Genomic DNA, 26,521 nt, shown 5'->3' with positions numbered 1-26,521 from the left:
ATCAGAATCATCATCAAACTCATCCAAATCAGAATCATCATCAAACTCATCCAAATCAGAATCATCATCAAACTCATCCAAATCAGAATCATCATCAAACTCATCCAAATCAGAATCATCATTTAAATCATCCAAATCAGAATCATCATTTAAATCATCCAAATCAGAATCAACTTCATCCAAATCAGAATCAACTTCATCCAAATCAGAATCAACTTCATCCAAATCAGATTCTTCACTAAATTTTGAATCATCAATGTTTTCTGATGCGAAAGCAACATTAGTACAAGCTATAAGAATCACAAAGAAAACAAATATGGAAAATATACTTTTTGCATTCATAAAATCACATCTTTAATATGTAATAATCAGATTATATGTATAATTTATATAAACATCATATATAATTATATCTGATTTTATAAGTATTAAAGAATAATTGATTAGAATACTTTTAAATAGAATAATGAATAGATTTTAGGTTAATGTCTTTTAATATTATTTCTATTTCATTAATTGCCGTTGCTCTTGCAATGGATGCATTTAGTGTATCTATGACAAAAGGTTTTACACAAAAAAATCTATCAAAGTCACAGATTTTATATTACGGTTTATTTTTTGGTGGTTTTCAAGCTTTGATGCCCGTTTTAGGATACTTCTGCGGTAATGCTATTGCATCAATTGTTGAAACCTTAGCATCAATTATTGGTTTTATCTTACTTTTAGGCATTGGATTAAATATGATTCGTGAAAGTTTATCATCAGATGATGAGGAGATTACTGATGTCTTTTCATTTAAAGAAGTAACATTACTTGCAATTGCAACAAGTATTGATGCATTTGCTGTGGGAATTGCAATTGCACTTTTAAAAGATCCGATTTTAATCTCATCAATAATTATTGGTGCAGTTGCATTCATATTCAGTGTTTCTGGAATATTTATTGGTAAAAAGATTGGTCATTTTGTTGGAGATAAATTTCAAATTCTTGGTGGCGTAATTCTCATACTAATTGGTATTAAAATTCTTTTAGGATTTTAAACCAACATTTTCATTTTTTATAAAACTATAACATTTCATAAACTCCATTATTGTTATATATTTTTATAATTTATAGTTTTTCAAATTCACTTTTTATTAATATTATCAAATTTTAAGTAAGTTACAAATAGTCTTGTTTTATGAAATTCATGAATAATGGGGAAAACCATTAAGTTTGAATAGTTACATATAGATGGAAGCATTATAATTTAGTACTTTTAAAAGTTTTATTAATCGTCATGAAATTTCTGAAAATCAATAAAATAAATTATTTTTATAAAATTTAATAAATTTTATTAATTTTTGAAAGCATATACATTTATATGAGTTAAAACAAATGAAATTATAATTATTAAGTTCAATTCATTTAAATAAAGCAATATTAATGAAAAAATAAGATATTTAGACATATTATCGAAAAATAACTTCATAGAATCATTATCTTTACTATGAATTCTGTTAGTGAAATATTTAATATGTCGGAAATGTATTTCCTTATAAAATACATAAATATATATTAATACATAATTATATAGATATACAATATTAGACATTAATTAAAATAATTGTATTAATACATATTATACCAATAATACATTTAATATATATTTTATCTTAATAATATTTATTATATAATATGTAATTGATGATTATATGGAAATTATATATATTACACATAATCTAAAAGATGTATTATATGTAAACTACATATAATACAACTAATACATATTTTATATATGAGAAAATGGGTAAAATCAACAGTTCCATATATATCAAGCTAATGAAATAGCATAGTTTATACAGTTTTTACTACTTTTTATTAAATTTCATTAAAAATTATTAATTTTAAATCAAAAAATAGAATTTTAAATTTCAAAAAAATAAAAAAGATAAGAAGTCAATTAATTATTAAATCTCATAGAATTGACTTTTAATTTTTGTTTCATTTGTTCACGATCAATATGAATATATTTATCTGTTGTTTGAGAATTAGAATGTCCAGCTATTGATTGAACCTCGGCAACTGTTAAAATCTCAGCATAATGAGATAAAGCTGTGTGTCTTAAAATGTGAACACTAACATTTTTGCCGTAATTTACAGGACAATCAATTCCTTCACTCTCAATTCTCTCATCACATTCACGTGCATGTTTTTTAATAATATCTTGAACTCCACGTTTACCAATACGATTACCTTTAATATTTGTGAACAGTTCTTCACGATTTACTTCTTCAGCAGCCTTATTTCTCTGAACAACAGGACGATAAACATTATGAGTATTTTTTCTAAGTTTTGTTATACGATTCATCATCATATCATTTAAACTAACAAGAGTATCATAGGTTATAAAAGTAGTACGATCTTTTAATTCACCTTTAGTGGTTTCCGCTCTTAGATAAACATCAATAAACTCATTGGTATCCTCTGGTAAAATGTAAAATCCATTATCATCTATCGGAACTTGAATATCATCCTTGTTTAGCAAAACTAATTCTTTTAACCTCATTCCAGAATCAATGAAAGTTCTGCAAATTGCATAATCTCTTATATTACCACTTTGTTTGATTGTATCGAGGAAAAAATTAGATTGTGGCCATGTTAGGGAAATTTTTTCAATTCTTTTTTTAGCGGTTTCAGGATCTTCTGCTTTAACTTCAATAATATCCTTCATTTTAATAGGATCATGTTGTATTTCCTCCTGAACATCTTCTGAATTGATAAATTCCAAGATATTCATCATATATGTTTTAACAGTTGTTCTTTTATTCCCACGTTGTTTTAAACAGTATCTACGATAATGTCGTAATTGTTTTTTAACATTACTGTTATTTAATTCATCAATTCCCTCATTTTCAAGATATTCAATAAATTTAGATATATTAAATGTTTGTTTCTTGATTGTTTCTTCAGTTAAGTTTTTTACCTCTTGTTTTTCTTCTAAGTATTCATCTAGGTAGTCCGTTAGCTCATTAACTTCAATCATAAGCTGTTTTGCCTCCTAAATTTTTATACCTAACCCTTGTTATACTATTGATTTTATGAATATATAAAGACTTCGTATCTTTTCTTTTTAACTGTATATTATTACATAAAATATACGTTATTTTTATATATAAAATTTGAATGATTTGCGAGTTTTTATTTTAATGTTGTATGTAAACCAATACATGTACATCATACGATGCAAAAATGGTGATTTTGAATGATTTTGGATTTTTTTACCCATCACGAAATTTTAAGAAGAAATGCCAAAATCTATTAAAAAAATCAAAAATCAAAATCGAGAAATTATATATAAAAAATTGAAAGGGGAATAATGAAATTCGATAATTCATTATTGCAATTTAAAACTATAAAAAAAATTTTATTCATCCAACAAATTAGGATTTTTTGCAGTTTTTTTACTTACCACTTTTTTACCGGTATTTGCCTCCAGTTCTCTTCGGGCATTACCTGCAATATCCCCACCATGTTTTGCCACCAGTTTACTTTCTTTAAAACCCTCAGGATTTTCGCTTTTACTAATTTCTGTAGTTGCCAGTTCGCCCAGCATATTAATAACCAATTCCTCATTGGTCATAGCTTTCCTTTTTCAATCCTTTGAATTGCCTGTGCTGCTTGGTGGTTAATCCAAATGAAGATTTACTAATTTCATCTGTAAGTATTGCATATTCCAATCATTTCTCAACGCCTGACCTATCCCATTCACCGGTTAAATCCTTTCTTATTTCAATACCTCTCATTCTAAGTGGCTATTGCCCTTTCAATCGCCAATTCGGGATCTGCTATCTCATTAATTCTTTCGCTTCCAACCTGTGCCAGCCACTGTTTGAATGGTTCAGCATTCGGTGAAGGTATTGATTGTATGATTCTGAATAACTGTTTGGAATTTGCAACATCGGTCTTGCGCAATTTACCATCTTTAGCGGGCATTTTCAACTGGCTACAAATTGTAGCCACTTCAACACCTTCACTGTTTAATCTTGTTTTAGGAACACTCCAATACTTACGGGGGTTTTTACTTTCACTGAGTACTCCTACAACATCAATCACCGAAAAATAATAATCTTCTTCTATTTCAGAATTCCATTTGGTTCTTATTTTCTTATTCTGAAATAATTTGACTTGATTTTCTTTAAAATCACGATTTTTCATTTAAATAATTCCTCCTTAAGGGTTATTTTAATATCCGTTATTTCTGTTGTAGGTGATGAATCTCTGTTTTTAAAACCAAACTCCGTTTAATAATATGGCATTATTATATATTTAAAAGTTTTTATTTAATTAAATTATACAATTTTCAATAAAATTTAATAAAACATAATCAATTCTACGATATTAAATTAAAAACATTATGTTTTAAACAAAGTTATTTAACCAAAATCAGGAGATATGGAAGTGTGTGAAATGAATACAGATGGTTGATAAAAATAGGAATCCCAGCAGCAATTAAAATTAAAGCATATCATCAATATAGTTTATTTCATGTATATGCTTGTAAGTTTTGATATAAAATTTAAAACAAACCGGGAAAAGATTGAAAGAGTTTTTGAGTGCCTGGGTCTTAGGAAAATTCAAAATGAATTATATATAGGAGAGATGGACAATAAGGAACAAAATAATTTGGTGGAAAAAATCAACGCAATAATCAAAGACTATGACAGTGTTTTAATAATGCCGATATGTCAAAATTGCTACTTGAAAAAAGAAACATGCGGTCGTGAAATAAAGTTCCAAAATGATCTATACAGGGTGTATTAATGAAAATAATAATAGATGGGTATAATAAATCAATACATAAAAAAGATAACATGATTATAATAGAGGAAAACTCACAAACTATTGATGCAATTAAGGCAAACATGATTACCGATATAACAATCACTGGAAAGGGATATGTGACGTTTGATGCCTTAAATTTAATGGCGCAGAACAATATCAAATTAATGGCCATTAATCCGAGAGGACAGCTAAACTATATTTTAGAATCACCAGATTGGCGAAATGTAAAGCTAAAAAAACAGCAGTATATGCTAAGTGAAAATACACTGGGTCTTGAATTATCAAAAGAGCTAATTAAAAGTAAAATGAAAAACCAAAAAGCAACATTAACAACACTAAATAAAAATAAACAACTAAAAAGGGTATTCAATCACAGGTTAAAAATTGATGAAATGATAGCTGAACTTGAAAAAATAAATTTAAATGGCGATAATGAAAAAATAAGGATGAAAATAATGGGCTTGGAAGGAAAGGCATCAAATGAATACTGGAGGGCAATAAAATATTTCATACCTGGAGAAATAGGATTTGATGGAAGAACCAAAAAACCAACAGACCTTTTAAATTCCATGCTGAATTACGGTTATGCAATCCTTGCAAGTGAAATAACAAAAAACATATTGTATGCCGGTTTAGATCCATATTGCGGATTCCTGCATTATGACATGGATAAACGAACAAGTTTAACGTTTGATTTAATAGAGCCATTTAGACAACAAATTGTTGATAAAACCGTGATAAGTTTAATCAATAAAAAACAGGTTACGAATAATGATTTGGATAAAAGGAACAATACAATAAAACTAGAAGCGAGAAAACTGATTGCAAATAAAATTCTTAAAAAACTGTTTTCCACAATCACATATAATGATGAAACTGTGACATATTCCGATCTAATTAGAAAACAGAGCGAAAATCTAGTCAGTGCATTATTGTATGGTGAAAAATTCATTGGATTTTATTTAAGATGGTGAGGAAATGTTGCTAAATTTTAAGTTAAAAATTAAAGTCCTCAAAATTAGGGAAAATAAGCTTTAATTTTCTAAAAAAATGAAGGATTTTGAGGAAACCTACACTAAAATATTATATGAAAATGAAGTCCTCACAATATTTTTAAAAGAAGAAATATAAAACATTAAAATGGGCATAAAAAGGAAAAATATGTAGTGTTAATATTGAATGTTTTAGGTTGAATTATTCAAAACCAATTAGAAGTTCAAGCTGTCTCTATGCAGAGGGAAATGGACGAACAGAAAGAGCAATATGAAAAAAAGATTCGTCATGTGGAAAGTGTCAATTCAGCTTTATCTTCTCAAGTATTGGATATTCAAAATCAATTAGATAATCTTGCCAATGCTAATGACTTAAAAAGAATACAGGAGTATATTTCTGGACACGAATTAGTTGAAAAATATAATTTGGCTTCTACTATTATTGGATATTATAAGGAAGATGTTAAAAAAGAAGATTTTACTGGTGTTACTGATTATTATATTGAAGATTTAATAACACAGGCATTCAATACAACATCAGCATTTCAATCTACAGCAATTAGAGATGAATATTATCGAACTGATGATAATTGGAAGCGAATTTATTCAGAAATTGGGCTCTATGAACATGATTATATTGAAAGTAATGGGTATGTATTATCTAAATCCCAAAGTAAAAAGATTACTGATGAACTGGAGAGTTATTCAATAAAATTATGGGAAGATAATGAAAAAGTAAAAAAATCTAAAGTACAATCAATAATTGATAATATTGTACTTAGACATTAATGCTTGTAAGAGGGTTGTTTAATCAAAAGATTAAATAATCTCTTTATCTTTTTTTAGTGGTTTGCCAATTATCTGATTTGTTAATTATGTGTGGTTCTGATTCTTATGTTTTTTTATTGTTCATGTCTATGTAACTAGTGATACTTTATCTTCATTTACAGGTCTATTATAAAATTAAATATTTAATTAATACTTTATTTGATAGCTTAATGAATTATACAAGAACTTTTTTATTTGGTGATGGTAATAGTATTCGATGTTGTTATTTTTTTAATTCTTCCAATAGCTGTAATCCTAATTCGGTATTTTGGTATAGTCTGCCTTTGATATTTTCCTCATTTAAACAGACTACTATTTTCTTTTCTTTTAGGTCGTGTAATGCATTTGATATTTGTGTTATTCGCATTCCTGTTGCATCAACAATTTCTTTTGGCATTTTATATTCAGTGCCGATACAAGTGATGCAATTTAAACGTGCTGGAGAAACTTTTATATATCCAATTAAAGACCAAAAATTTGGTTCTGATTCATTTTCACTCATATTTATTTGTTATATTCTTTATTAACTACTTTAATAGTTATTAAAAGATTCTTATTGATTCCTATTTATTATTTATAATTCTTATTGATTCGATTTATACACAACTTTTATATTATATTTAAAAGAGACATAATAATACAAAACTTAAATTTTGTAAAAAAATTTAATTGTTGGAGGTAATTTAATTGAGTAAAAAGATTTTTGCTATATTGATCGTTGTAATGGCTTTTGTCTCTTTAGCTAGTGTTTTTGCAGTTGAAACAACAACTCACGATTTCGATGGTTTGTTTAACATGAGTGTTCCCTCTGATGAGGAATTTGTAACTCTTGACTCTAATATCACAGGTGCTTCTGTATTTGGATATAATTTTAATTATGGAGACCCAATTGGTGATAATATAATAGTTTATTACTTTAATGAATCCATTGTTGATGATAATGATACTAATATAACTGAATATGTAATTAATATTTTAGATGAAAATTCTACTTTTAAACATCCTTCTGTTGAAGATGGTTTCACTGTATTATATAATCAGATGGTTCAACATGATGGAGGTTATATGTTAATTGCATCAAATGATAATGAAACTGAAGTAGTAGGTATTGTTGGGGATAATTTAGATGATTTAAAAACATATGCTAATTCTATAGAATTTTAACTAAAAAATCCTTGCTTAATTTTTTAGGTGATAATATATGAAAATTGGCGATTTTGAAATTGGTTTAAAGACAATTATTTTAGTAATAGTTGCTTTAATCGTTATTTTTGGGATAATCTCCTTTTTTAGTGGTGGTGATTCAGTAAATGTAACTGATGTTGGCATGACTGTAAATTATAATTACAAAACTAATGTGGCTTTTACAATTATACCAACTGATACAATAACTGAAGTTAATAATGTTCAGCTAAAGAACATTGAAGTTACTTACCATAATGGTAAAACACAACATTTAGAAGATGTTACATTTAACTCCAAAAATACTTATGTTAAAGATAATGAATATGGGTTTAAATTTGATTATACAATCTCTGATGATTGTATTGATGGTTTAGATGAATATGATTTTGGACATGCAACACACCATATTAAAGGAGATATTGTAATAAACACTGTCGGTGGAAATGAAAAAGTGGTTGGACATATTGATTATGATGTCCCTGCTTCGGCTACAGTATATAAATACTCTTCTGGAAGTGGTTCAGTAATATAATATTTTAATCATTAAGTTGTTAATTAAACAACTTTCTTTTATTTATTATATTGGCAGTATTAAAAATTTTAAGTAGGTGGATATATGGAAAAAGTGTATTGTACTGAGTGTGGAAATGAATTAGAAGGGGGCTCTAAATTTTGTCCAAAATGTGGCAATAAGGTAGATGATGAAACTTTTAGCATAGAGGTTTCTCCATCAAAATCTTACAAAAGTTATATTATTATTGGATATATTTTAGCTATTTTAGGCATTATTTTACCTATTTTAGCAATATTTGGTGCAATAGTGGGTTTTTATTTAATTTACAGAAACTATGGTGATTTACTTAGTGGTAAATTTAATAAAACTAATGTGAATGCATTACTAATCCTTATTTTCTCAATCTTTGCAATTGTTTTCATGTTTAATGTTGGATTTATACGTTAATATTGAATGTTTTAGGTTGAATTATTCAAAACAGCATAAATCCAAAATTTAACGGGATTAATTATAATTTTATTATAAACAAACTCATTCAACAACCCCACTGAAAATAATGTTGCTTGTAAAGTCAACATAGTCCCAGTTAAAACAATCATCTGACTATTCTTGTTATCAATTAATCCATTACGACGTTCTTCCTCATCATAATTACGAAAAAAAATTTTTAATAATAACTCATCGGTTCCAGACATAGTCATGCCACCTTTATAAAAAAAATAGTTTTTATTAAAAAAGGTCACATAACACAAAAATGGTAGTGACCTAGTTATACTAATGCAAATAAAAAAAATTAGAAAAAATATTTATTGGACAGACTCTTTACATAATTTTTTCGTTTATGATTTGCTTTGTTATATGATTTCTTAAGTTTATTTTGTTAATACTGAATTTTTCAAAGCAAACATTCAAAACTGAAATGGAGTTTGACTTGGATCAACATCTGAAGTTATTTCTAAACCACATCTATAATAATCTCCTAATTCTTTACATGTTTTAGGAATTTTATATTGGCTCTGTTTTTTCGCTGTGAAATTTGAATTAGAATTACAACCACTTCATTTAATAAATATTCTTTTAAAAGTAAATAAAAGTTTTATAGTAAAATTATAATGCTTCTTCTTTGAATGTTTGTATCATGAAGTACATTGGATATAATTGATTAGTAAATTGATATTCCCCTTGCTTTTTAGAACTTGCTAATTCAATAATACCTAATTTCTTAGCCCTACTAATAAAATCTTTAAATACTTTTGATTCATTATCATTTAATACATCAGAAAATGTTTTTTTAGTAAATGTGCTGTTTGGAGAAGCAGCTAATTCATTACCTATTTTTTTAAATAAAGATAAATAATTTTCACTTCTAATTTTTTGATCTAATAATGGTTGTAAATATTTTAAACCAATACGATTTCCCGCTTCAATAATGCCTTTAAATGCATCTTCCCTATCAATGAATCCATCAGTATCTGACCAAAAAGTTGCATCCCCAATTTCTTGCATCATAGTAGGCATACCCGAAGAATATTTAGTCATAGCTTCCAAAGCCATACCCTCTACATTAATATCATATATTAAGAAAATATCTGTATAAAAATTTTTAATTTCATCATCATCCAATCTATTTAATTCATGAACATGAAATATTCTATTTACTGAAGGATTTTGTTCATGTAATTTTATAAATTTTTCAGGGTATCCTGTTAACATTATACAAATTGGAGCATTATCCACCGATGTTGCTAAAGTATCAACAAAACTTTTATACCAATTTGCAAAATCAGGAGTTTCAGATAATCCATTAATATCATCAATGACAATAAACAATCCATCTTTATCTTTAAAATTATTTACTAAATCAGATAAATAAAATGCAAAGTTATCTTTAATATTTTTTAATTCTTGATTTGATGGTTTGAATTTAATATTCATTCCACCAAGACCAACTGATTCAATGTGATCTTCTAAAAATCCAAATATTTTTTCAGACCATTTTTCAGATTTAATTGAATTTAATATCCCTTCAATTATTTGCACTATTAATTCATCTATAGAGTGTACTCCATCATTCATTATATGTGCAGTAATCATAGAATAATTTTTATTAGCAAAATCAGATATGAAATTAGCTAAAGATGTTTTTCCCATTCCTCTTTTTCCAGTAATGAAGAAATGATGAGGGTTACCTGATTTTACTGAAGGAAAATATTTTAATATTTCTTCGATAATCTCTTCTCTTCCTTTGAATCTATCCGCACTTACTGGTTGTCCTGGTTGGAATAATGATTCTCTAGTTTCAATATTCATCATCAATTACACTCCTAAAATGGTCTTTTTTATAGTAAATACTTTTAGTTAAACTATATTCATAATTATAATTTGCAAACATATAAAATTTTCTTATTGATTAAATTGTCATAATATTAAATATTGGTTTGTTGAATGTATTTTATTGTATTTTTTGGAGGGAATTTTATTTAAAAAAATTACTATTTTTTAAATTAAAAATAGAAATCTTTATATGCTATATAGTACAATATAATAAACAAGGATGTGTAAAGAATTGATTGGTTAACATTAATAAATGCCATATTAACGCTAATAACAATATTAATATGGATAAAAGAACAGTTAGAAAAGAGGGATTAAAAAAATCCCTCCCATCAAATTAAGCTTTTATATTTTTTCATTATTAAATTTTATCAAAAGAGGTGAAAAATCATGTTAAGAATATTGCAGATAATCAACTTAATACTGTTAATAATACTAGCAATATTATTATACAAAAATCATGAATCAAAACCAGTAATTGCACTATTCATAATATGTGTAATAATATTTATTTGTGGGATGCTAATCCCATAAATAAATCATTAAAGGAGTGTTAAACAATGGCAGAATACACAAGCATAAGAATAAGAAAAGACCTTGCAGAACAAATGCAAATAATAAAAAAACAAAACAACTACAAAAGCATTAATGAATTATTAGAAAAAACACTAGACAAAACAGTAAACGAAAACATGGAAGTAATCCAAGAACAAGCATTATTCTATATTGGTGAAACACCAATAACATGGACAGAACTAAAACAAAGCACCAATGGTACAAGATGGAATCAAGGAAATGAAACAGTAACTATATTATTCAAAGATAATCAAGGCGCTTTCATCAGATTTGAATATGAAAATGAAGTGGAAGTAGAATACTACCATTTCATTTAAACTAATTTTTTTCAATAAGTATTTAACTCTTCAAGTGTTAATACTGAATGTTTACAAAGCAAACATTCAAAACGGAACAGTTTAAAATCCACAAAATGTTCCAGATGGAATTTAAAGTAGCGAAATGAGAATAAAAAATTTAAAAATCATTTTAGAATTAAAAAAAATTAGTCTATTAAAAAAGGTCGCTATATATTTTAATTCATTTCTATCTAAACTGACCAACTTTAAATTATAAAAATAACTCCAAATATTAAATGTTTTAATAAAAAACTTGCAGATATCTAAATCACACAATTTTTTGAAAGTGCCGTTTTTTATTTAGGTTATATTTATTAATACCTACTAAACATATATTTTAATAGGTGATTATATGGTTAATATAGGAACTACTAAAATATATAAAAATAATCAAATAACAATCCCCTCTAAAATAAGAAAAGAATTAAATATTTCTAAGGAATCTGTTATTATTTGGAGTTTAAATCCTGATAAAACAATCACTTTAAAAGTTGAAAATAAAAAGCCATCTGTTAAAGATTTGATAGGTTTAGGAAGTTCTAAAGAAGTTACTAATGCTGTTGACTTAAAAAGGAGTTTATATTTATGAAAATATTTTTAGATTCTTCTTTTTTAATTGCATTAATTAATGATAATGATTCTTTACATAAAAAAGCATTAGAATATGTAAAATTAACTGAAGACAACGAATGTTATATTAGCAATCTAATTATTAATGAAGTTATAACAATTATAGGAAATAAATTAGGATTAACTGTGGCAATTTCAAGTTATGATTTATTAACTTCTGTTTTTAACATTGTTAATGAATATAAATTAGCTGATTTTAATTCTAAGGTTATGTTAATTTATGAAGTTTATAACACTAAACTAAGTTTCACTGATTCAAGTATTATACATATAATGGAGAAAGAAAAAATAAATAATTTATTATCGTTTGATAAAGAATTTAAAAGAGTTGAAGATATTAATTTAATCAGTTTGTAATTATATTTATTAGATTAGGGTTTAATAGTTTTTTAGTTAAGTAACCATATATAAATAAACTTTAATATTACATATAAAATCATTATACAAATTGATGTTTTTTGTAATAAAAAATATGTTTTCTTTTTTATATAAACTTCCGAATATTATTTTTTAGAATTTCCTTTAATTATTATTTTGAAAGAGTTTCTCTTTTCTAAATCGTTTCTTATATATTGGATTTGTTTTAACCTCTTTTAATGCTCAAGCAATTGTTGGAAATTCATTTGTTAATACCAAATGTTTACAAAGCAAACATTCAAAACTTAAAAAATATGGCTCTTTCAAAAACTTGTGTGATAACTAATTTTTCGGTTAATCTGTTCATTTAAATTTTTCAAAATAACGGATTAATTAGCTTTAAATTATAAAAATAACTCCAAATATTAAGAAAATGTTTTAAATAAAAAACTTGCAGATATTTAAATCACACAAGTTTTTGAAAGGGTCAAAAATATTATCAAATAATATTTTAAATAAGAACATCATATATAAACATGACATATAAAATTTATATAAAATAATATTCAATGATTAATTTAAATAATATTATATTAAAAAATTTTCATTTGAAAAAGAAAAGAAAATATAAAAAGAAAACCAATTAGACAAATTATTCAATTTTCTTAGGAGGAATGATAATATTAAAGAATCGGCAAAAATTAATAAACCGGTTCTATGGCTGGCATTAATACCATTTATTTGCATAATGATTCTAGCAGTAGCATTTCCCGAATCCTTTAGACAAATAACTAATTCAATCAGGGATTTTCTAGGAATACACTTCGGATGGTTTTATCTGATGGTGGTATTCTTATGTGTAGTAATTAGTGTCATTGTTATATTTCATCCAATGGGTAAAATACGACTAGGGGATCCAAATTCAAAGCCTGAATATTCAACATTTTCATGGATAGCAATGTTATTCTCGGCAGGTATGGGAATAGGACTTGTATTTTATGGAGCAGCCGAGCCATTATCACATTATGCTGTAATGGCACCGGAAACAACAGTATTTACACAGCAGGCAATGCTTGATGCTTTGAAATACTCATTTTTCCATTATGGTATTTCAGCATGGGCCGTTTATGGAATGGTAGCATTGGCAATAGCCTACTTTAAATACAGAAAAAAGGAAGTTCCCAATATCTCATCAACATTAAAGCCAATATTCGGCAAGTATACTGAAGGAAATATAGGATATGTTGTGGATGCACTTACAATATTTGCAACAGTAGTGGGTGTTGCAACATCACTCGGATTGGGTGCAGTTCAAATAAACAGTGGATTAAACTATTTATTCGGAATAACACAGTCAATCAATGTACAGATTATAATCATAATCATAGCATCAATCCTATTTCTAACATCAGCAGTATCCGGAATAAATAAGGGTGTTAGAATACTGTCAAATACAAACATTCTTCTGGCAATACTTCTTATGCTAATAGCATTTGTGATTGGACCATCACTTGATATAGCAAACTTCTTCATAGAAAGTATAGGCGCATACATGAATGACTTTATCCGGATGAGTTTTAGAACGGCAGCATCAGGTACAGTAGCTCAGCAGGGATGGGTACAAAGCTGGACAATATACTACTGGGCATGGTGGATTTCATGGTCACCTTTTGTAGGAGTATTTATTGCAAACATCTCAAAAGGAAGAACAATAAGAGAATTTCTAACATACATTCTACTGGTTCCATCAATATTTTCATTTGTATGGTTTTCAATATTTGGAACATTGGCTATGAATGGGACAACACCTGGAAGTCCCATCATCAAGATGCCAATATCTAATATGCTGTTTGGAATATTCAACCAATATCCACTGGCAATAATATTATCCATATTGGCAATTATACTGATAATCATATACTTTATCACATCAGCAGATTCAGCTACAGTAGTACTGGCAATATTATCGGAAAACGGAAACGAAGAGACATCCAAGAAAATAAAAGTAATATGGGGCATAATACTATCAAGTACAGCAACAATACTTCTAATAAACGGAGGACTTGACGGATTACAGAACATACTGATAATTACTGCATTTCCATTTTCAATAATACTGATGCTTATAGTAGTTTCAGTATTTAAGGAACTGGTATATGAAAAAGATGAAATGAGACTGTTTGTAAAGGCAGAACGACATCCGACAGTAGACAGACCATTCAAATCATATGAAAATCAAAATAAGGAAGATGAAGAGTAACTTATATATTTTCATCTTTTACTCTTTTTGTTATAATTCAAATAAATCAATTTTAAAATATCAATTAAATACCAATCCAATAAATAGTTAATGCAGGATGTTTTCAAAGCAAACATTCAAAACTTAAAAAATAGATATATTAACTACTTTTTAGATTAGACTATTCAAAATAATCAAAATTACAATAAAAAATTAGAAAAAATATTTATTGGACAGTTTCACTATATGAAATTTTTTAGTAAACTTTATAAATGATAAAATATAATTGATAAATATGAATATGTACTTTTCATCTGTTGATGTTCAAGTCATATTCAAATTTATTGTATTGGTAATAGAATGTCTAAAATAATGACTTGTGGGAATTAGAATATAATTATCTGCAATAATAGGAGTACCATTTAGATTATCACTCAATACAATATCTCAAATAACTGGTATATATTTGGGGAATTACTACATTCCTGTTGTAGTTTGGCCAGAAAGTTTATTGTTGGTGTTTGAATGTTTCCGAAACAAACATTCAAACCTCCTAATTCATTTTTTGATTCTTTGTTTTGTAGTTAATCCAAATGAAGATTTACTAATTTCATATGTGAGTATTGCATATTCAAGCTTCTTCAACACAACCATATGCCATTCAGCAGTTAAGTCTTTTCTAGTTTCAATAGCCCACATTCTTTGAGTAATCCAATCTTCACTGTAACATTTTTTACAATAGGTACTTATTGCTCTTTCAATTGCTAATTCAGGGTCTGCTATTTCATCAAGCCTTTCACCACCTACTTGAGCTAACCATTGTTTAAATGGTTCTGCTTTTTTAGAAGGAATAGATTGTATGATACGAATAATTGTTTAGTATTTGCTACATCAGTTTCACATAATTTACCATCTTTAGCAGGCATTTTCAACCTGTTAGAAATTGTAACACTTTGACCATTTTTTATCATTAATACGACTTTTAAGTGTCCTCCAATATTGTGATGGATTTTACTTATTTCTAATGCATCAACAACATCGATCACTGAAAAATAGTAATCTCCTATTTTTGCATCCCATTTTGTCATTATTTTTCTTAATACTAAATGTTTACAAAGCAAACATTTAAAATTGAAATGTATTACTTTTTAAATTCGTAATTCTTTTTTATAACTCTGTTATTAAAGATATTGTATTTTTTATTATTACTTTTTAAACTTTCTTAAATCTTTTATTTATTTCAATTTTTAACAAATTTAAAACGGTTTTTAATAAAACAACCTATTATTCTGAATTATTTCTGGCAATTAAACTTTTTTTATCAAAATTTTATTATAATTCTTTTTCATTGTTCTTTTTTCAATAGTTCAGATAATGAAATAGTAATACTTTTTTATAATTTTTATTAATAGAATAATAATTATATTTATATATTTATTACTTCAATTTTTAAAATGTATTCAGTTAATGTTTACAAAGCAAACTTCAAAACTTATTAAAGAAAATGTATTTAACTAACAATTTCTATTAATTAAAAAGGAGATTAATTTTGATAAATAAGAGATTCATTTTAGTTTTTGTAATTATCATGATTTTACACTGCAGTGCGGTTAGTGCATATGAAAATTATGATGATTTTGTTTTTAATAATATTACAATAGATGATTCAGGTCATGATGATACTAAGTTAATTGATGAAAAATCATTTTATTATTATGAAGAGGATTCTGGTTATCTTTCTGATAATATTGTTGGTGGAAAGAATATTAAGAATACTACAGGAGTAGTGATGGCTGATGATGAGTATAGTTGTGGTGCAGCATCTTTTGCAACAGTTTTAAACAACTTAGGGAATAATATTACATTATATGAAGCTAAAATCGCAACTAATACTACTTTAAATGGAACGACAATGAAAGGAATAATTGATGCAACTAAAAAATATGATTTAATGGGAGTTGGTGTTAAATTAGAAACAGTTCAGCTTAAAGAAAATTATATTGTGAATATGAATATTTTGGGTATTACTCATTGGTCTGTAGTGAAAGAAATTAATGAGGAGTTTATTATTTTAGCAGATTCTAATTTGGGTAATTATAAATTTGATATAATGGAATTTAATCAATATTATACTAATCAAACAATAGTTATACTTAATAAACAACAATATAATAATCATATTTCTATTGTATCAAATAATACTAATTATATTTCTAATATTGATCAAAAATATATTTCGGGTAATGGATATGCATTTTATGTATCTAAATCTATGTCATATATTAATGCAAACCCTAAAGGTTATGCATTTAAATATACAATTATAGTACCAAAATGGGGAGGAAAAGTAGTTAAACTATCTACAAAAAAATTAACAAAACATAGAATAACAGTAAAAGTGATATATAAGATAAAAGTTTATTCTAAATCACATTTTAAAGGAAAAGTAGAGACTATTCATCAGCCAGCTATTTTTAATTTAGCTCATAAAGCGGGAACAAAATTTTCTGTCTCAAGACCTACATCCTTCCCAATACAATCAATAAAATATACTGTTTCATATTCTCACTTCCCATAATATTTGGAGGAATTTTCACATGTTTAATTCGAAGTTTTTAATATTAATTCTTGGTGTTTTAATTATTGGTTTAGCATTATTTGGTTATTTCGGTTTGTCAGATAATGCTCTTGAGTCTGATTCTAGTTTAAATGAATCACATGATGATGTAGTTTATCTCTGGATGTTGGATGATAATGATAATCTGAAGTTGATTCCAACGACTGAAACTTATTCTGAAGGGTCTGGAAGTAATTCGTAGCAAATGTATAATTTGATTAATAGTATTTTTTTTAAAATGATGGGTGTCTGCCAAAAATCTAAAACTAATTTTTGAAACTGATTAAAAATACTTCAATTCAAAAACAAAGAAAAATTTACATCAAGAAAATTACTTTTGGCTGACACTCCCCAATAAAAAAAGGTGGAAAAAAATTCCTTCATAAAAGAAACTCCACCACAAAATTACAAACAAGACAAATTCCTAACAACACAAACAAAATGTTCATGTACTTCTGATTATCTTTTGTGAAATAAATCCCTAAAACAAGGATTAATTCCAACAGCACAATCCACAACATAATTATCTTTCCCCTCTCTTAATGGAAGTGTTTAAATAATAGGACATAGTATATAATAGAATAAGGGTGAGGGAAAATTATTTTTCCCTCATGTTTTGCCAAGTCAACAACATAATGATCCATGTGATGATTTGGCATATTATTTCTATTATGTCCATTTATTTTCAGTTAATACTTAAGGTTTTCAAAGCAAACATTCAAAACTTAAAAAATAGATATATTAACTACTTTTTAGATTAGACTATTCAAAATAATCAAAATTACAATAAAAAACCAATAAAAAATTAGAAAAAAATATTTATTGGACAGTCTCACTATATGAAATTTTTTAGTAAACTTTATAAATTATAAAATATAATTGATAAATATGAATATGTACTTTTCATCTGTTGATGTTCAAGTCATATTCAAATCTATTGTATTGATAATAAAATGTCTAAAATAATGGCTTGTGGAAATTAAAATATAATTATCTGCAATCACAGAGATTTCATTTAGATTTTCACCTAATACAATATCCCAAATGATGAGTATATACTTGTATTTGGGGAATTACTACATCCTGTTGTAGTGATATGTTCAGTGTATGGAAAATATCTTCAATGCTATTTTTGTATTGAAGATTTTTATGTTATTATTTGCTAAATAAGTAGAATTAATACCATTATACTGAACAGAGAGTTTATTGTTGGTGTTTGAATGTTTCCGAAACAAACATTCAAACCTCCTAATTCATTTTTTGATTCTTTGTTTTGTAGTTAATCCAAATGAAGATTTACTAATTTCATATGTGAGTATTGCATATTCAAGCTTCTTCAACACCACATGGTATTCAGCAGTTAAATCTTTTCTTATTTCAATATTTCTCATTTTTTGAATGATCCATTCTTCAAAACGATATTGTTTACTTTTTTGTCAAATAATCTCATATTGGATATTTTCCATTGCAAGTATTAAAAACTAAAAGATACAAGAGATTAATGTAATGATTGCCAAACCGCCTTGCATAAAAATAATTTTCGGATTACTTGTAATCCCTCCATAAATAGCAACTAATATAATATATGCCATTAAAACAGATAAAGCGGTTTTACTAACAAATACAAAAAGAGCAAGTAAAATCATAACCGCCAATAAACCATTATAAACTCCCTGATTTTTAAATAAAGTATTGACTGATTCTCTTTCTAATTCACTTTTATCCATATCAAAAACTTTTGATGTCCTATCAGAATTTGTAGCAAATGTTTCAAGATACATTATATAAAAAAATTCTAATGCTACAAGTGTTCCTAATATAGTTGTTATAATCATCATTGAAATTACCTCATCATATAATTCTTACCATTTATTTTAATATATTGAATAAACATTATGTAATTATTAATAATATCATTACTTGAATATTCATATTATTATATTATTGAAAAAATTATATAAATTTATAGGGAGGACTCAGAAATGTTAGTTGTGTTTTTTTCAATCAGTATATTCTTTTTGAAGAGATAAATGTTATGAATTTATTTTTTTATACTCCAAGCACGGAAATATCAATATACTTTCCCTATGATTTAAAATATTATCTGAATATTTCACCGAAAACATTAATCATTGAGTTGAGTGTTAAATTGAACATATTAATTACTTATTTTAATATTTCAAATCAAATTTATATAAATATATTTAAATAATAGTTTTTTTATACTAATTATCATATTATAATAACTAATTGGTGAGTGAAATTATGAATAAAAAGGTTGTAGTTGCAATTGTGGTTGTTGTTATTGTTGCTATTCTGGCAATATTGATGTTCATTGGATCCTCTAATGTGACATTAATGGCAGGAGATAGTTGTATAACACTTCCTTCGGATTATATGTTAGATAATAAAGGGATTGCCTATAAAAATGATATTGGAATATTTTTTATTTCAGTATCAGGTAATAGTCCAAAAGATCAAAAAGAACTATTTGATGCCATCAAATCTAATGGAAAATCATCAGGATATAAAAATGTCACTAAAGACAAAGTTAATGGATTTAAACTTTATGAATACGAAGCAAATCCTGATAAACTTAAGAATGTATCATCGGATAGAAAAATAAGTGGTAGTTATGAAACTTGGAAAACCTATAGTCCGTATACTCCTTATGAAGATGTAAGTGATATGGATGTGACTAAATTCAGATATATCGCTTATGTAAATGAAAATACGGATGATATAAGTGAATTGTATATATTTACAAATAATACAAATGTCGATTTATATTCTGGAGAAATAACAAAAATTATTGATAGTATTGCAGTTGTAGAGGAGTAATCTTTTTACTCCTATATTTTTTCCTGAAATAATGGTGAGGCAATGTCAACTGGTTAGAGTATGAGATTCTTGAGGATTATTGGAAAGATAGTACATATTCTTTTAAAGATAATGTTCATGATTGGAGGGTTAAAAACTCATTTCAAGACCTTGAAATTACATTTGATGGTGTAGAATATCATTTCAAAGATTATAATGATGGATTATTAATGTATAATCGTGTAACTACAGAAGAGTACACCATCCAACCATAAAACCAATAGTATTTTACCAAATGTCTGTACCAGTTAAATATTCATTCACCCAATTTTCATAAAATGATTTTAAGCCGATTATTCTGTAGAATTCTTTTTTAAATATTTCCATCAGTTCGTTTAATGTTTAAGAAAAGACATTGCAGAACAAATGCAATTAATTACAAAAGACAATAATTACAGAAGAATTAATGAACTACTTGAAAAAATATTAGACAAAACAGTAAAACGAAAACATGGAATATCCCAAGAACAACCAATATTCATGGGGGATGACAAACCGATAACATGGACAGAACTAAAAGAAAGTGAAACTGGTACAACATGGAGTCAAGGAAACATTACATTAACAGCATTATTTAAATATAATCAAGGCGGTTTTCCAAGATTCATATGAAGATAAAGTTGAATATTTCCACTTCATCTAATCAATTCATTAATTTTATCCTAAATTGAAATGTTTTGATACATTCTGAGTACCAGTTCCAAATTTTCAAAACAGTAATTTTTTCAAAAAATATCCTATTTCGCATTTGAAAAGAGATCATTTAAACTTTCTGAAATTGTTGGATGTGTGAATATGAAATCTCCAATTGTCTCCGCTTTTAACTGGTGATCCATTGCTAATTTAATCAGATTGATTATCTCTGGAGATTCTGCGCAAAATAGCTCTGCACCTAAAATTGTCCCATCCTCTGCAATTATTGCCTTAAGCATTCCTTCAGTTTCTCGAAGAACTTTTGCTTTTGGAATTGAGTTTGCTGGAAGGTTAGTTACATGATATTCAATTTGTGCATCTTCAGCCTCTTTTTCACTCATCCCTACACGTGAAAATGGCGGGTCAATAAATACAGAATAAGAAAATGCACCCCTATTTTCTGTTGTCCTCTTACCGTTTCCATTCATGTCATCCAATATGATTCTACTATCATCAAGTGAAATATAGGTAAACATGAGATTTCCACAGACATCACCTGCAGCCCAGATATGATTTGCGGTGGTTCTTAAATGCTCATCAGTCACAACAGCACCTCTGGATGTAAGAGCAATCCCTGCATTTTCACATCCAAGTCCATCTGTATTTGGCATGCGTCCAGTTGCTAATAGTATTGCATCTCCTTTCAAAACATGGGATTCACCATTTGCATCATAATAAAGTGATCCGTCCTGAATCTTTGTTGTCTTTGCTCCGGTTATAATTTGTACTCCCTTTGCTTCCAATACTTCACGAATGGATTCGGAAATATCTTCATCTTCTTTTGGGAGAAATATGTTTCCGCGTTGAATGATTGTTACTCTGCTTCCAAAATTGGCATACATAGAAGCAAATTCAAGTCCAATATACCCTCCACCAACGACTGTAAGTGAAGAAGGCAACTCTTCCAGATCCATAATAGTTTCTGCCACATATACATTCTGGCTTTCAGTTAATCCATCTATTTTAGGAATAACTGGAGCAGATCCTGTATTGATGACAAACTGTTCTGCCTCAATACTCCTTATGCCATCATTTGTTTGAACACTGATATGATTTTCATTTGTAAATGATGCAATTCCATCTATAATATCTACGCCAGACTGTGCTAGTTTGTCATAATTAGCTTTACGAAGTGCTGCTGTTAATTTCCTTTTCTCATCAATTGCATTTCTGTAATATTCTGATTTCAAAGAAAACTCCCCTTTCGGAGCATTCAAAGAATCAGTTATTAGTCGTTTTGAAGGAATGCAACCTACATTTATGCAGGTTCCACCATACATATTTGCATCTTTTTCAATCAATGCAACATTTTTACCGTTTTTTCCAAGTTTTGCTGCAAGTGTCTTTCCAGCTTTTCCAAATCCAATGACAACTACATCATATTTTGTTTTCATACTTAGTCTCCTATATGCAATGTTTTATATTATCTAAATAAAATAGTAACCTTAAAAAAATTTTTATCTTGATTACAGGAACACTTTCATATTTTATTTAAATAATACCTTTTTAAAGTAATTTAATATCATTTTATTAATCGTTATATTTATAATTAATGATAGTAAATCCTGTTTTTTGCAGAAGTTTGTATGATATTATTGTTTACAGATGAAATATACAGGTTTTTGTTAAAAATATCAAATCCTTTAAAATATAAAGTCCTGAATTCAATTTACAATGCAATAATCATATAAACTTCAAATCACACAATTTTTTGAAATAAAACATTAAGGATAAACAGAATGTCTAAAACAATTATCATTATATCATAAATTCAATATAACATTCCAATCCATCATCTGAATCAATAATTGTAAAATCCCCATCAATTTGGCAAATACATGAATTTATAATAATTTTAATTAAACTAACATCAGTATTATCATATAAACCAACAGGGTTAAAATTTAATAAAAAATAGAAAAACTAATTTAAAATTTAACAAAAATTAAAACTCAATAATTTCTGCCAACACTCTCAATTTCAAAAAAAATATTTTTGTGTAATTTCTTACACAAAAATAAAAACAATAATTTTAAAGTTTATTTTTGATTTCTTCTTATTAACGGAATTGAAATAATAACAGATAACATCATTAAGAATATTGAATTACCTGTTTTTCTTATATTAATTGAAGAATCTTTTTTAATAATCTTGTCTTTTTCATTATCTGGTTTTTCTATTTTATGTGGATTAACCGGAGGGTTAACTGGAGGTTTAACAGGGGGATTAACAGGAGGTTTATAGACTTTAGTAGTATTATTTCCTGTTTTGTTATCGGTTACATTGGAACCTGCAACAACAACATTAGTCCAATTACCAGGACTGATTGTATCAAATACTATATCAAAGCTAGCAGACTCATTGACTTTTAAAACCTTACCATAAGTAAATTTGCCATTGCTGTATGACCAGTCGGTGCCTTTAAATGAGTTGTAAACAAGTCCCATTGGAGCTTTTTCAACAACAAAGACATCACCTAAATCACAATCACCAGTATTACGGACAACAATAGTAAATACAGTCTGATTACCAACATAAACAGTCCTATTCAAAGAAAGCTTCTCAACAGCCATATCCGGCTTATAAACCTTAGTAGTATTATTACCAGTTTTATTATCTGTTAAATTTGAACCTGCAACAACAACATTAGTCCAATTACCAGGACTAACAGCATCGAATACAATCTCAAAGCCAGCAGACTCATTGACTTTTAAAACCTTACCATAAGTAAATTTGCCATTGCTGTATGACCAGTCAGTGCCTTTAAATGAACTGTAAGCAAGACCTTCTGGAGCTTTTTCAACAACAAAAACCTCACCTAAATCACAATCACCAGTATTACGGACAACAATAGTAAAGACAGTCTGATTACCAACATAAACAGTCCTATTCAAAGAAAGTTTCACAACAGTCATATCCGGGTTAACAGGAGGTTCTATTGGAACATAAACAGTAGAATTGGCAGTTTTATTATCAACAAAAACTTTGTTAACTAACATGCCATATTTATTAACAGTGACATTAACATAAATAACAGCTTGACCACCTTTAGTAATGTTTATAGTCCAAATAATAGTGCGAGAAATAGGATCAAAAACACCACCACTGGAAGCTCCATTGAAAACTAAACCATCATCTAAAACATCCCTAACTACAAGATTCATTAAATCAACATTAGGATTACGATTAAAAACTGTAATAGTATAACAAATCGTATCATTGAAACTAGGTCTTGTAACATTCACAGCTTTTGTTACATCAGTATTTGGAACATTAACAGTAACATTTGCAGTTTTATTAAAAACATTAACTGTATTGTTAAGCTTGCCAAATTTTTCCACTGTTGCATTAACAAAAAGGTTAATTTCACTATCAGCAGGAATATTGAGAATCCAAGTAACTGTATTAGTTGTATTGTTATATACTCCATTATGGGAAGCACCATTATAAACTAATCCTTCACTTAAAGTATCAATAACTAAAGCATCAAAAACCATTGATGTTTTATTAGTGTTTTTTACAGTTATAACATAAGATACAACAGTATTAAAATCAGGATTTGTAGTGTTTGATTTTTTAGTTACATTAATTGGTGGATTAAGAGTTGTGTTTGATTCATTGAATGTGAACACAATCAAATCTTGATGATCTTCATTTGAGAATTGATAAAAATCGAATGTTAAATATTTTTTTGTTAACCAATTAATTGGACCTGTTGCATTTACATCTGGATATCTAACGCCTTTTTCATATTCATCTAAAGTTTCTTTAATTAATCTATGTGATAAATAATAAGAATCATTAAATGGAGAAGGTAGTGATGAACAGCCACTTGATATAAAACCCAACATGCTTTTAAAGGTATTTTCACTAATTTTCTTATCAAGAACTCTTTGATAATTTTGAACTATAAAAATTTTCAATAATTCACCAATAGGCTTCCCATTGAAATAGCCTCCAGAACCAAGTAATTTATTTGTGCCAGTTTCAATTATTGGAGATGAAGCAATATTTAGAATTCCAGGTTGCAAGCAATATGATACTGGTTTAGTTAAATTTTTAATACTAATTTTTTTACCATCAGTATTATTAATATTTTCAACAATATCCACTGAAGGAAATGTTATATCATTAAAAATATCAGGATATTCTTTGGCATGATTGTTTGAAAATGTAGAATTGATTATATTTACTTTTAAAAGAGGACAATATAATCCACCACCCACAGTTAGACCGGTTTCATTATAAGCAGAATTATTTGAAATAAGAGTATTTATAATACTAACTTTTTGATCTGACCAAATTGCACCCCCTCTTGACATTGCTTTATTTCCTTCAAGAACAGAATTCTTTAAAACTATTTCTCCACCATCTACTGCAGTAAAAGCTCCTCCAGAAGTCCCATAACCTCCAGAATCACCATTTTTATATGGGGCAGAATTATTTATAAATTCCACATGATCTCCATAATACGAACCTAAATCTTTATCACCTCTAATATAAATAGCACCACCAGAATAAAGTGCACCATTATTTATATATCTAGAACGATTATCATAAACTTTAGATACATCATTAAAGATTACTCCACCAGTATAACCGGCTTTATTGTTAATGAAAGTATTATTATAAAGATACATATTTGAAAGAGAAATGTATATAACTCCTCCTAAGTTTGTACCATGGTTTGAATCAAAAATAGTGTTATTTATATGTAAATAAGATCTATTTTTATATAACGTATTTTGAAAGTTTATTGCACTACCTTGACTACCAGTATTATTTCTAAATATTGAGTCTGTTATAATAGTAGTGCCTCCCCGCATATTTAGACACATATAGCTACTTTTTTCAAATAAACAATTTTTAATCATTATATTTGGATATGAATATGATTCAATAGCTGTGTTAAAATTTTTAAAATTTAAAGAATTTAAAACTAGGCTATTGTTGTTTTTAACCTTAAACACATAAGAAAATTTATTCTTTATATTAACAACATCATCACTATATGCACTAATATTTAAAGATTTATCAACTTCCTCAGATATGGAATAATTACCTGCCTTCATTTTAATAGAATCACCATCTTCAGAAATATTAATTGCCTTATGAAAACTACAAGGATTATTTAAATCTGTACCATTTAAATCATCTGAACCATCAGATGACACATATATTTCTTTAGCACTAACAGTAAATAAGCATAACAATGTTATCAACATAATAATACTTAATTTTAGTGCAATTTTATATATTTTAAATTTAATAATAACAGCATCCTATTTTTTATTTCAATTTCATCATTTATCCTAATATCCATTAAAATGGAGTAAATTGCATTCAATCTAATGACAACAACCTAATAAATGACGCATTCCATTAAATTTATCTATTAATCAAGTCAACCTTAATTAACAAAATAAATTAATAGTTTAATTTTCTTATAAAACTAATATATTATTAAATATAATAATATAAAAGTTTCATATAATTATATGTGATAAATGAACA

Annotated in this window: 28 protein-coding genes; 15 read left to right on the top strand and 13 right to left on the bottom strand. The window is 27.0% G+C overall.

The genetic code is table 11. The features are described from left to right. Positions 1-342 (bottom strand): hypothetical protein (locus EDC42_RS08325; protein WP_211327353.1); only part of this gene is annotated, 342 nt, incomplete at its 3' end. Between the two features lie 143 nt (positions 343-485). Here EDC42_RS08325 and EDC42_RS08320 point away from each other — a divergent pair. Then, positions 486-1,040, top strand: coding sequence for a manganese efflux pump MntP (locus EDC42_RS08320; protein ID WP_091699785.1), 555 nt, complete (start codon positions 486-488; stop codon positions 1,038-1,040). Between the two features lie 902 nt (positions 1,041-1,942). On the opposite strand, the gene EDC42_RS08315 is transcribed toward EDC42_RS08320, so the two are convergent. The 3 genes from EDC42_RS08315 to EDC42_RS09670 all read right to left on the bottom strand — a co-directional run bounded on the left by EDC42_RS08315 (position 1,943) and on the right by EDC42_RS09670 (position 4,197). After that, the gene (locus EDC42_RS08315; protein WP_069575435.1) at positions 1,943-3,025 is read right to left on the bottom strand and encodes a tyrosine-type recombinase/integrase; all 1,083 of its coding nucleotides are present in this window, start codon (positions 3,023-3,025) and stop codon (positions 1,943-1,945) included. 381 nt (positions 3,026-3,406) lie between these two features. After that, positions 3,407-3,622 carry a hypothetical protein gene (locus EDC42_RS09675; protein WP_233144904.1) on the bottom strand — a complete coding sequence of 72 codons (216 nt, stop codon included), beginning with the start codon at positions 3,620-3,622 and terminating at the stop codon, positions 3,407-3,409. A 164-nt stretch (positions 3,623-3,786) separates the two neighbouring features. Further along, complete coding sequence (locus EDC42_RS09670) at positions 3,787-4,197, bottom strand: BRO-N domain-containing protein (protein ID WP_233144905.1); 411 nt, start codon at positions 4,195-4,197, stop codon at positions 3,787-3,789. A 330-nt stretch (positions 4,198-4,527) separates the two neighbouring features. Between EDC42_RS09670 and cas2 the strand changes: the two genes are divergently transcribed. The 3 genes from cas2 (at position 4,528) to EDC42_RS08295 (ending at position 6,605) form a co-directional block, all read left to right on the top strand. Next, on the top strand, positions 4,528-4,803 hold the full coding sequence (cas2, locus tag EDC42_RS08305) for a CRISPR-associated endonuclease Cas2 (protein WP_069575436.1): 276 nt from the start codon (positions 4,528-4,530) through the stop codon (positions 4,801-4,803). Then, the gene (cas1, locus tag EDC42_RS08300; protein ID WP_069575437.1) at positions 4,803-5,798 is read left to right on the top strand and encodes a CRISPR-associated endonuclease Cas1; all 996 of its coding nucleotides are present in this window, start codon (positions 4,803-4,805) and stop codon (positions 5,796-5,798) included. Before cas2 ends, cas1 begins: the two co-directional genes overlap by 1 nt. A gap of 255 nt (positions 5,799-6,053) precedes the next feature. Continuing rightward, positions 6,054-6,605, top strand: a complete 552-nt coding sequence (locus EDC42_RS08295; RefSeq protein WP_069575438.1) for a hypothetical protein — start codon at positions 6,054-6,056, stop codon at positions 6,603-6,605. A gap of 262 nt (positions 6,606-6,867) precedes the next feature. Here the strand turns inward: EDC42_RS08295 and EDC42_RS08290 are convergent, their stop codons facing one another. After that, positions 6,868-7,146 (bottom strand): transcriptional regulator, encoded by a 279-nt coding sequence (locus EDC42_RS08290; RefSeq protein WP_069575439.1) that lies wholly within the window; start codon positions 7,144-7,146, stop codon positions 6,868-6,870. Positions 7,147-7,331: 185 nt separating this feature from the next. Between EDC42_RS08290 and EDC42_RS08285 the strand changes: the two genes are divergently transcribed. The 3 genes from EDC42_RS08285 (at position 7,332) to EDC42_RS08275 (ending at position 8,790) form a co-directional block, all read left to right on the top strand. Next, the gene (locus EDC42_RS08285; RefSeq protein ID WP_069575440.1) at positions 7,332-7,808 is read left to right on the top strand and encodes a hypothetical protein; all 477 of its coding nucleotides are present in this window, start codon (positions 7,332-7,334) and stop codon (positions 7,806-7,808) included. Between the two features lie 37 nt (positions 7,809-7,845). Then, on the top strand, positions 7,846-8,361 hold the full coding sequence (locus EDC42_RS08280) for a hypothetical protein (protein ID WP_069575441.1): 516 nt from the start codon (positions 7,846-7,848) through the stop codon (positions 8,359-8,361). Between the two features lie 84 nt (positions 8,362-8,445). Further along, a complete protein-coding gene (locus EDC42_RS08275) occupies positions 8,446-8,790 on the top strand; it encodes a zinc-ribbon domain-containing protein (RefSeq protein ID WP_069575442.1) in 345 nt (114 codons plus the stop codon). Between the two features lie 11 nt (positions 8,791-8,801). On the opposite strand, the gene EDC42_RS08270 is transcribed toward EDC42_RS08275, so the two are convergent. Together EDC42_RS08270 and EDC42_RS08265 are read right to left on the bottom strand one after the other, a co-directional pair. After that, on the bottom strand, positions 8,802-9,038 hold the full coding sequence (locus EDC42_RS08270) for a hypothetical protein (RefSeq protein WP_069575443.1): 237 nt from the start codon (positions 9,036-9,038) through the stop codon (positions 8,802-8,804). Between the two features lie 412 nt (positions 9,039-9,450). Then, positions 9,451-10,656 (bottom strand): ATP-binding protein, encoded by a 1,206-nt coding sequence (locus EDC42_RS08265; RefSeq protein WP_083234894.1) that lies wholly within the window; start codon positions 10,654-10,656, stop codon positions 9,451-9,453. A gap of 581 nt (positions 10,657-11,237) precedes the next feature. Between EDC42_RS08265 and EDC42_RS08260 the strand changes: the two genes are divergently transcribed. From EDC42_RS08260 to EDC42_RS08245, 4 genes are all read left to right on the top strand, one after another. Next, entirely contained in the window at positions 11,238-11,570 is a 333-nt protein-coding gene (locus EDC42_RS08260) for a hypothetical protein (protein WP_091699609.1), read from the top strand. A 373-nt stretch (positions 11,571-11,943) separates the two neighbouring features. Beyond that, positions 11,944-12,180: an AbrB/MazE/SpoVT family DNA-binding domain-containing protein gene (locus EDC42_RS08255; protein ID WP_069575633.1), complete on the top strand. Its 237-nt coding sequence runs from the start codon at positions 11,944-11,946 to the stop codon at positions 12,178-12,180. Continuing rightward, complete coding sequence (locus EDC42_RS08250) at positions 12,177-12,578, top strand: type II toxin-antitoxin system VapC family toxin (protein ID WP_069575634.1); 402 nt, start codon at positions 12,177-12,179, stop codon at positions 12,576-12,578. The genes EDC42_RS08255 and EDC42_RS08250 overlap by 4 nt, the downstream gene beginning before the upstream one ends. Positions 12,579-13,260: 682 nt before the next feature. Then, positions 13,261-14,838 carry a BCCT family transporter gene (locus EDC42_RS08245; RefSeq protein ID WP_069575635.1) on the top strand — a complete coding sequence of 526 codons (1,578 nt, stop codon included), beginning with the start codon at positions 13,261-13,263 and terminating at the stop codon, positions 14,836-14,838. Positions 14,839-15,375: 537 nt separating this feature from the next. On the opposite strand, the gene EDC42_RS09500 is transcribed toward EDC42_RS08245, so the two are convergent. Together EDC42_RS09500 and EDC42_RS08240 are read right to left on the bottom strand one after the other, a co-directional pair. Further along, positions 15,376-15,516: a hypothetical protein gene (locus EDC42_RS09500; protein ID WP_170151652.1), complete on the bottom strand. Its 141-nt coding sequence runs from the start codon at positions 15,514-15,516 to the stop codon at positions 15,376-15,378. A 113-nt stretch (positions 15,517-15,629) separates the two neighbouring features. Then, positions 15,630-15,905 carry a hypothetical protein gene (locus EDC42_RS08240; protein WP_069572991.1) on the bottom strand — a complete coding sequence of 92 codons (276 nt, stop codon included), beginning with the start codon at positions 15,903-15,905 and terminating at the stop codon, positions 15,630-15,632. 461 nt (positions 15,906-16,366) lie between these two features. Here EDC42_RS08240 and EDC42_RS08235 point away from each other — a divergent pair, with 461 nt between their 5' ends. Both EDC42_RS08235 and EDC42_RS08230 read left to right on the top strand, forming a co-directional pair. After that, on the top strand, positions 16,367-17,395 hold the full coding sequence (locus tag EDC42_RS08235) for a cysteine peptidase family C39 domain-containing protein (protein ID WP_069572989.1): 1,029 nt from the start codon (positions 16,367-16,369) through the stop codon (positions 17,393-17,395). A 19-nt stretch (positions 17,396-17,414) separates the two neighbouring features. Next, positions 17,415-17,636, top strand: coding sequence for a hypothetical protein (locus EDC42_RS08230; protein ID WP_069572986.1), 222 nt, complete (start codon positions 17,415-17,417; stop codon positions 17,634-17,636). Between the two features lie 1,051 nt (positions 17,637-18,687). Here the strand turns inward: EDC42_RS08230 and EDC42_RS09495 are convergent. Together EDC42_RS09495 and EDC42_RS08225 are read right to left on the bottom strand one after the other, a co-directional pair. After that, complete coding sequence (locus EDC42_RS09495; protein ID WP_170151655.1) at positions 18,688-18,825, bottom strand: hypothetical protein; 138 nt, start codon at positions 18,823-18,825, stop codon at positions 18,688-18,690. 90 nt (positions 18,826-18,915) lie between these two features. After that, positions 18,916-19,272 carry a DUF1304 domain-containing protein gene (locus EDC42_RS08225; protein WP_069575494.1) on the bottom strand — a complete coding sequence of 119 codons (357 nt, stop codon included), beginning with the start codon at positions 19,270-19,272 and terminating at the stop codon, positions 18,916-18,918. Positions 19,273-19,699: 427 nt separating this feature from the next. Here EDC42_RS08225 and EDC42_RS08220 point away from each other — a divergent pair, with 427 nt between their 5' ends. Together EDC42_RS08220 and EDC42_RS08215 are read left to right on the top strand one after the other, a co-directional pair. Further along, positions 19,700-20,275, top strand: a complete 576-nt coding sequence (locus tag EDC42_RS08220; RefSeq protein WP_069575493.1) for a hypothetical protein — start codon at positions 19,700-19,702, stop codon at positions 20,273-20,275. Between the two features lie 405 nt (positions 20,276-20,680). Then, positions 20,681-20,926: a hypothetical protein gene (locus EDC42_RS08215; protein WP_083234902.1), complete on the top strand. Its 246-nt coding sequence runs from the start codon at positions 20,681-20,683 to the stop codon at positions 20,924-20,926. 125 nt (positions 20,927-21,051) lie between these two features. On the opposite strand, the gene EDC42_RS08210 is transcribed toward EDC42_RS08215, so the two are convergent. Together EDC42_RS08210 and EDC42_RS08205 are read right to left on the bottom strand one after the other, a co-directional pair. Then, the gene (locus tag EDC42_RS08210; protein WP_069575492.1) at positions 21,052-22,401 is read right to left on the bottom strand and encodes an FAD-dependent oxidoreductase; all 1,350 of its coding nucleotides are present in this window, start codon (positions 22,399-22,401) and stop codon (positions 21,052-21,054) included. Between the two features lie 645 nt (positions 22,402-23,046). Further along, positions 23,047-26,232, bottom strand: coding sequence for a DUF11 domain-containing protein (locus EDC42_RS08205; protein WP_083234901.1), 3,186 nt, complete (start codon positions 26,230-26,232; stop codon positions 23,047-23,049). Positions 26,233-26,521: the final 289 nt, after the last annotated feature.

It is taken from the genome of Methanobrevibacter gottschalkii DSM 11977 (assembly GCF_003814835.1).
In the GTDB taxonomy this organism is placed as follows: Archaea; Methanobacteriota; Methanobacteria; order Methanobacteriales; family Methanobacteriaceae; genus Methanocatella; species Methanocatella gottschalkii.
The sequence above is the reverse complement of the archived record's forward strand: the minus strand, read 5'-3'. Positions and strand labels throughout refer to the sequence as shown.

What these genes read in the sequence shown, in the direction of transcription:
- EDC42_RS08240 (WP_069572991.1), bottom strand. Translation starts at nt 15,905, where the DNA reads ATGACAAAATGGGATGCAAAAATAGGAGATTACTATTTTTCAGTGATC.
- EDC42_RS08270 (WP_069575443.1), bottom strand. Translation starts at nt 9,038, where the DNA reads ATGTCTGGAACCGATGAGTTATTATTAAAAATTTTTTTTCGTAATTAT.
- EDC42_RS09495 (WP_170151655.1), bottom strand. Translation starts at nt 18,825, where the DNA reads ATGAGAAATATTGAAATAAGAAAAGATTTAACTGCTGAATACCATGTG.
- EDC42_RS09500 (WP_170151652.1), bottom strand. Translation starts at nt 15,516, where the DNA reads ATGTGGGCTATTGAAACTAGAAAAGACTTAACTGCTGAATGGCATATG.
- EDC42_RS08260 (WP_091699609.1), top strand. Translation starts at nt 11,238, where the DNA reads ATGGCAGAATACACAAGCATAAGAATAAGAAAAGACCTTGCAGAACAA.
- EDC42_RS08315 (WP_069575435.1), bottom strand. Translation starts at nt 3,025, where the DNA reads ATGATTGAAGTTAATGAGCTAACGGACTACCTAGATGAATACTTAGAA.
- EDC42_RS08320 (WP_091699785.1), top strand. Translation starts at nt 486, where the DNA reads ATGTCTTTTAATATTATTTCTATTTCATTAATTGCCGTTGCTCTTGCA.
- EDC42_RS08290 (WP_069575439.1), bottom strand. Translation starts at nt 7,146, where the DNA reads ATGAGTGAAAATGAATCAGAACCAAATTTTTGGTCTTTAATTGGATAT.
- EDC42_RS08255 (WP_069575633.1), top strand. Translation starts at nt 11,944, where the DNA reads ATGGTTAATATAGGAACTACTAAAATATATAAAAATAATCAAATAACA.
- EDC42_RS08280 (WP_069575441.1), top strand. Translation starts at nt 7,846, where the DNA reads ATGAAAATTGGCGATTTTGAAATTGGTTTAAAGACAATTATTTTAGTA.
- EDC42_RS09675 (WP_233144904.1), bottom strand. Translation starts at nt 3,622, where the DNA reads ATGACCAATGAGGAATTGGTTATTAATATGCTGGGCGAACTGGCAACT.
- EDC42_RS08295 (WP_069575438.1), top strand. Translation starts at nt 6,054, where the DNA reads ATGCAGAGGGAAATGGACGAACAGAAAGAGCAATATGAAAAAAAGATT.
- EDC42_RS08210 (WP_069575492.1), bottom strand. Translation starts at nt 22,401, where the DNA reads ATGAAAACAAAATATGATGTAGTTGTCATTGGATTTGGAAAAGCTGGA.
- EDC42_RS08230 (WP_069572986.1), top strand. Translation starts at nt 17,415, where the DNA reads ATGTTTAATTCGAAGTTTTTAATATTAATTCTTGGTGTTTTAATTATT.
- EDC42_RS08215 (WP_083234902.1), top strand. Translation starts at nt 20,681, where the DNA reads ATGCAATTAATTACAAAAGACAATAATTACAGAAGAATTAATGAACTA.
- EDC42_RS08275 (WP_069575442.1), top strand. Translation starts at nt 8,446, where the DNA reads ATGGAAAAAGTGTATTGTACTGAGTGTGGAAATGAATTAGAAGGGGGC.
- EDC42_RS08225 (WP_069575494.1), bottom strand. Translation starts at nt 19,272, where the DNA reads ATGATGATTATAACAACTATATTAGGAACACTTGTAGCATTAGAATTT.
- EDC42_RS08250 (WP_069575634.1), top strand. Translation starts at nt 12,177, where the DNA reads ATGAAAATATTTTTAGATTCTTCTTTTTTAATTGCATTAATTAATGAT.
- EDC42_RS08205 (WP_083234901.1), bottom strand. Translation starts at nt 26,232, where the DNA reads ATGTTGATAACATTGTTATGCTTATTTACTGTTAGTGCTAAAGAAATA.
- cas1 (WP_069575437.1), top strand. Translation starts at nt 4,803, where the DNA reads ATGAAAATAATAATAGATGGGTATAATAAATCAATACATAAAAAAGAT.
- EDC42_RS08220 (WP_069575493.1), top strand. Translation starts at nt 19,700, where the DNA reads ATGAATAAAAAGGTTGTAGTTGCAATTGTGGTTGTTGTTATTGTTGCT.
- EDC42_RS08265 (WP_083234894.1), bottom strand. Translation starts at nt 10,656, where the DNA reads ATGATGAATATTGAAACTAGAGAATCATTATTCCAACCAGGACAACCA.
- cas2 (WP_069575436.1), top strand. Translation starts at nt 4,528, where the DNA reads ATGTATATGCTTGTAAGTTTTGATATAAAATTTAAAACAAACCGGGAA.
- EDC42_RS09670 (WP_233144905.1), bottom strand. Translation starts at nt 4,197, where the DNA reads ATGAAAAATCGTGATTTTAAAGAAAATCAAGTCAAATTATTTCAGAAT.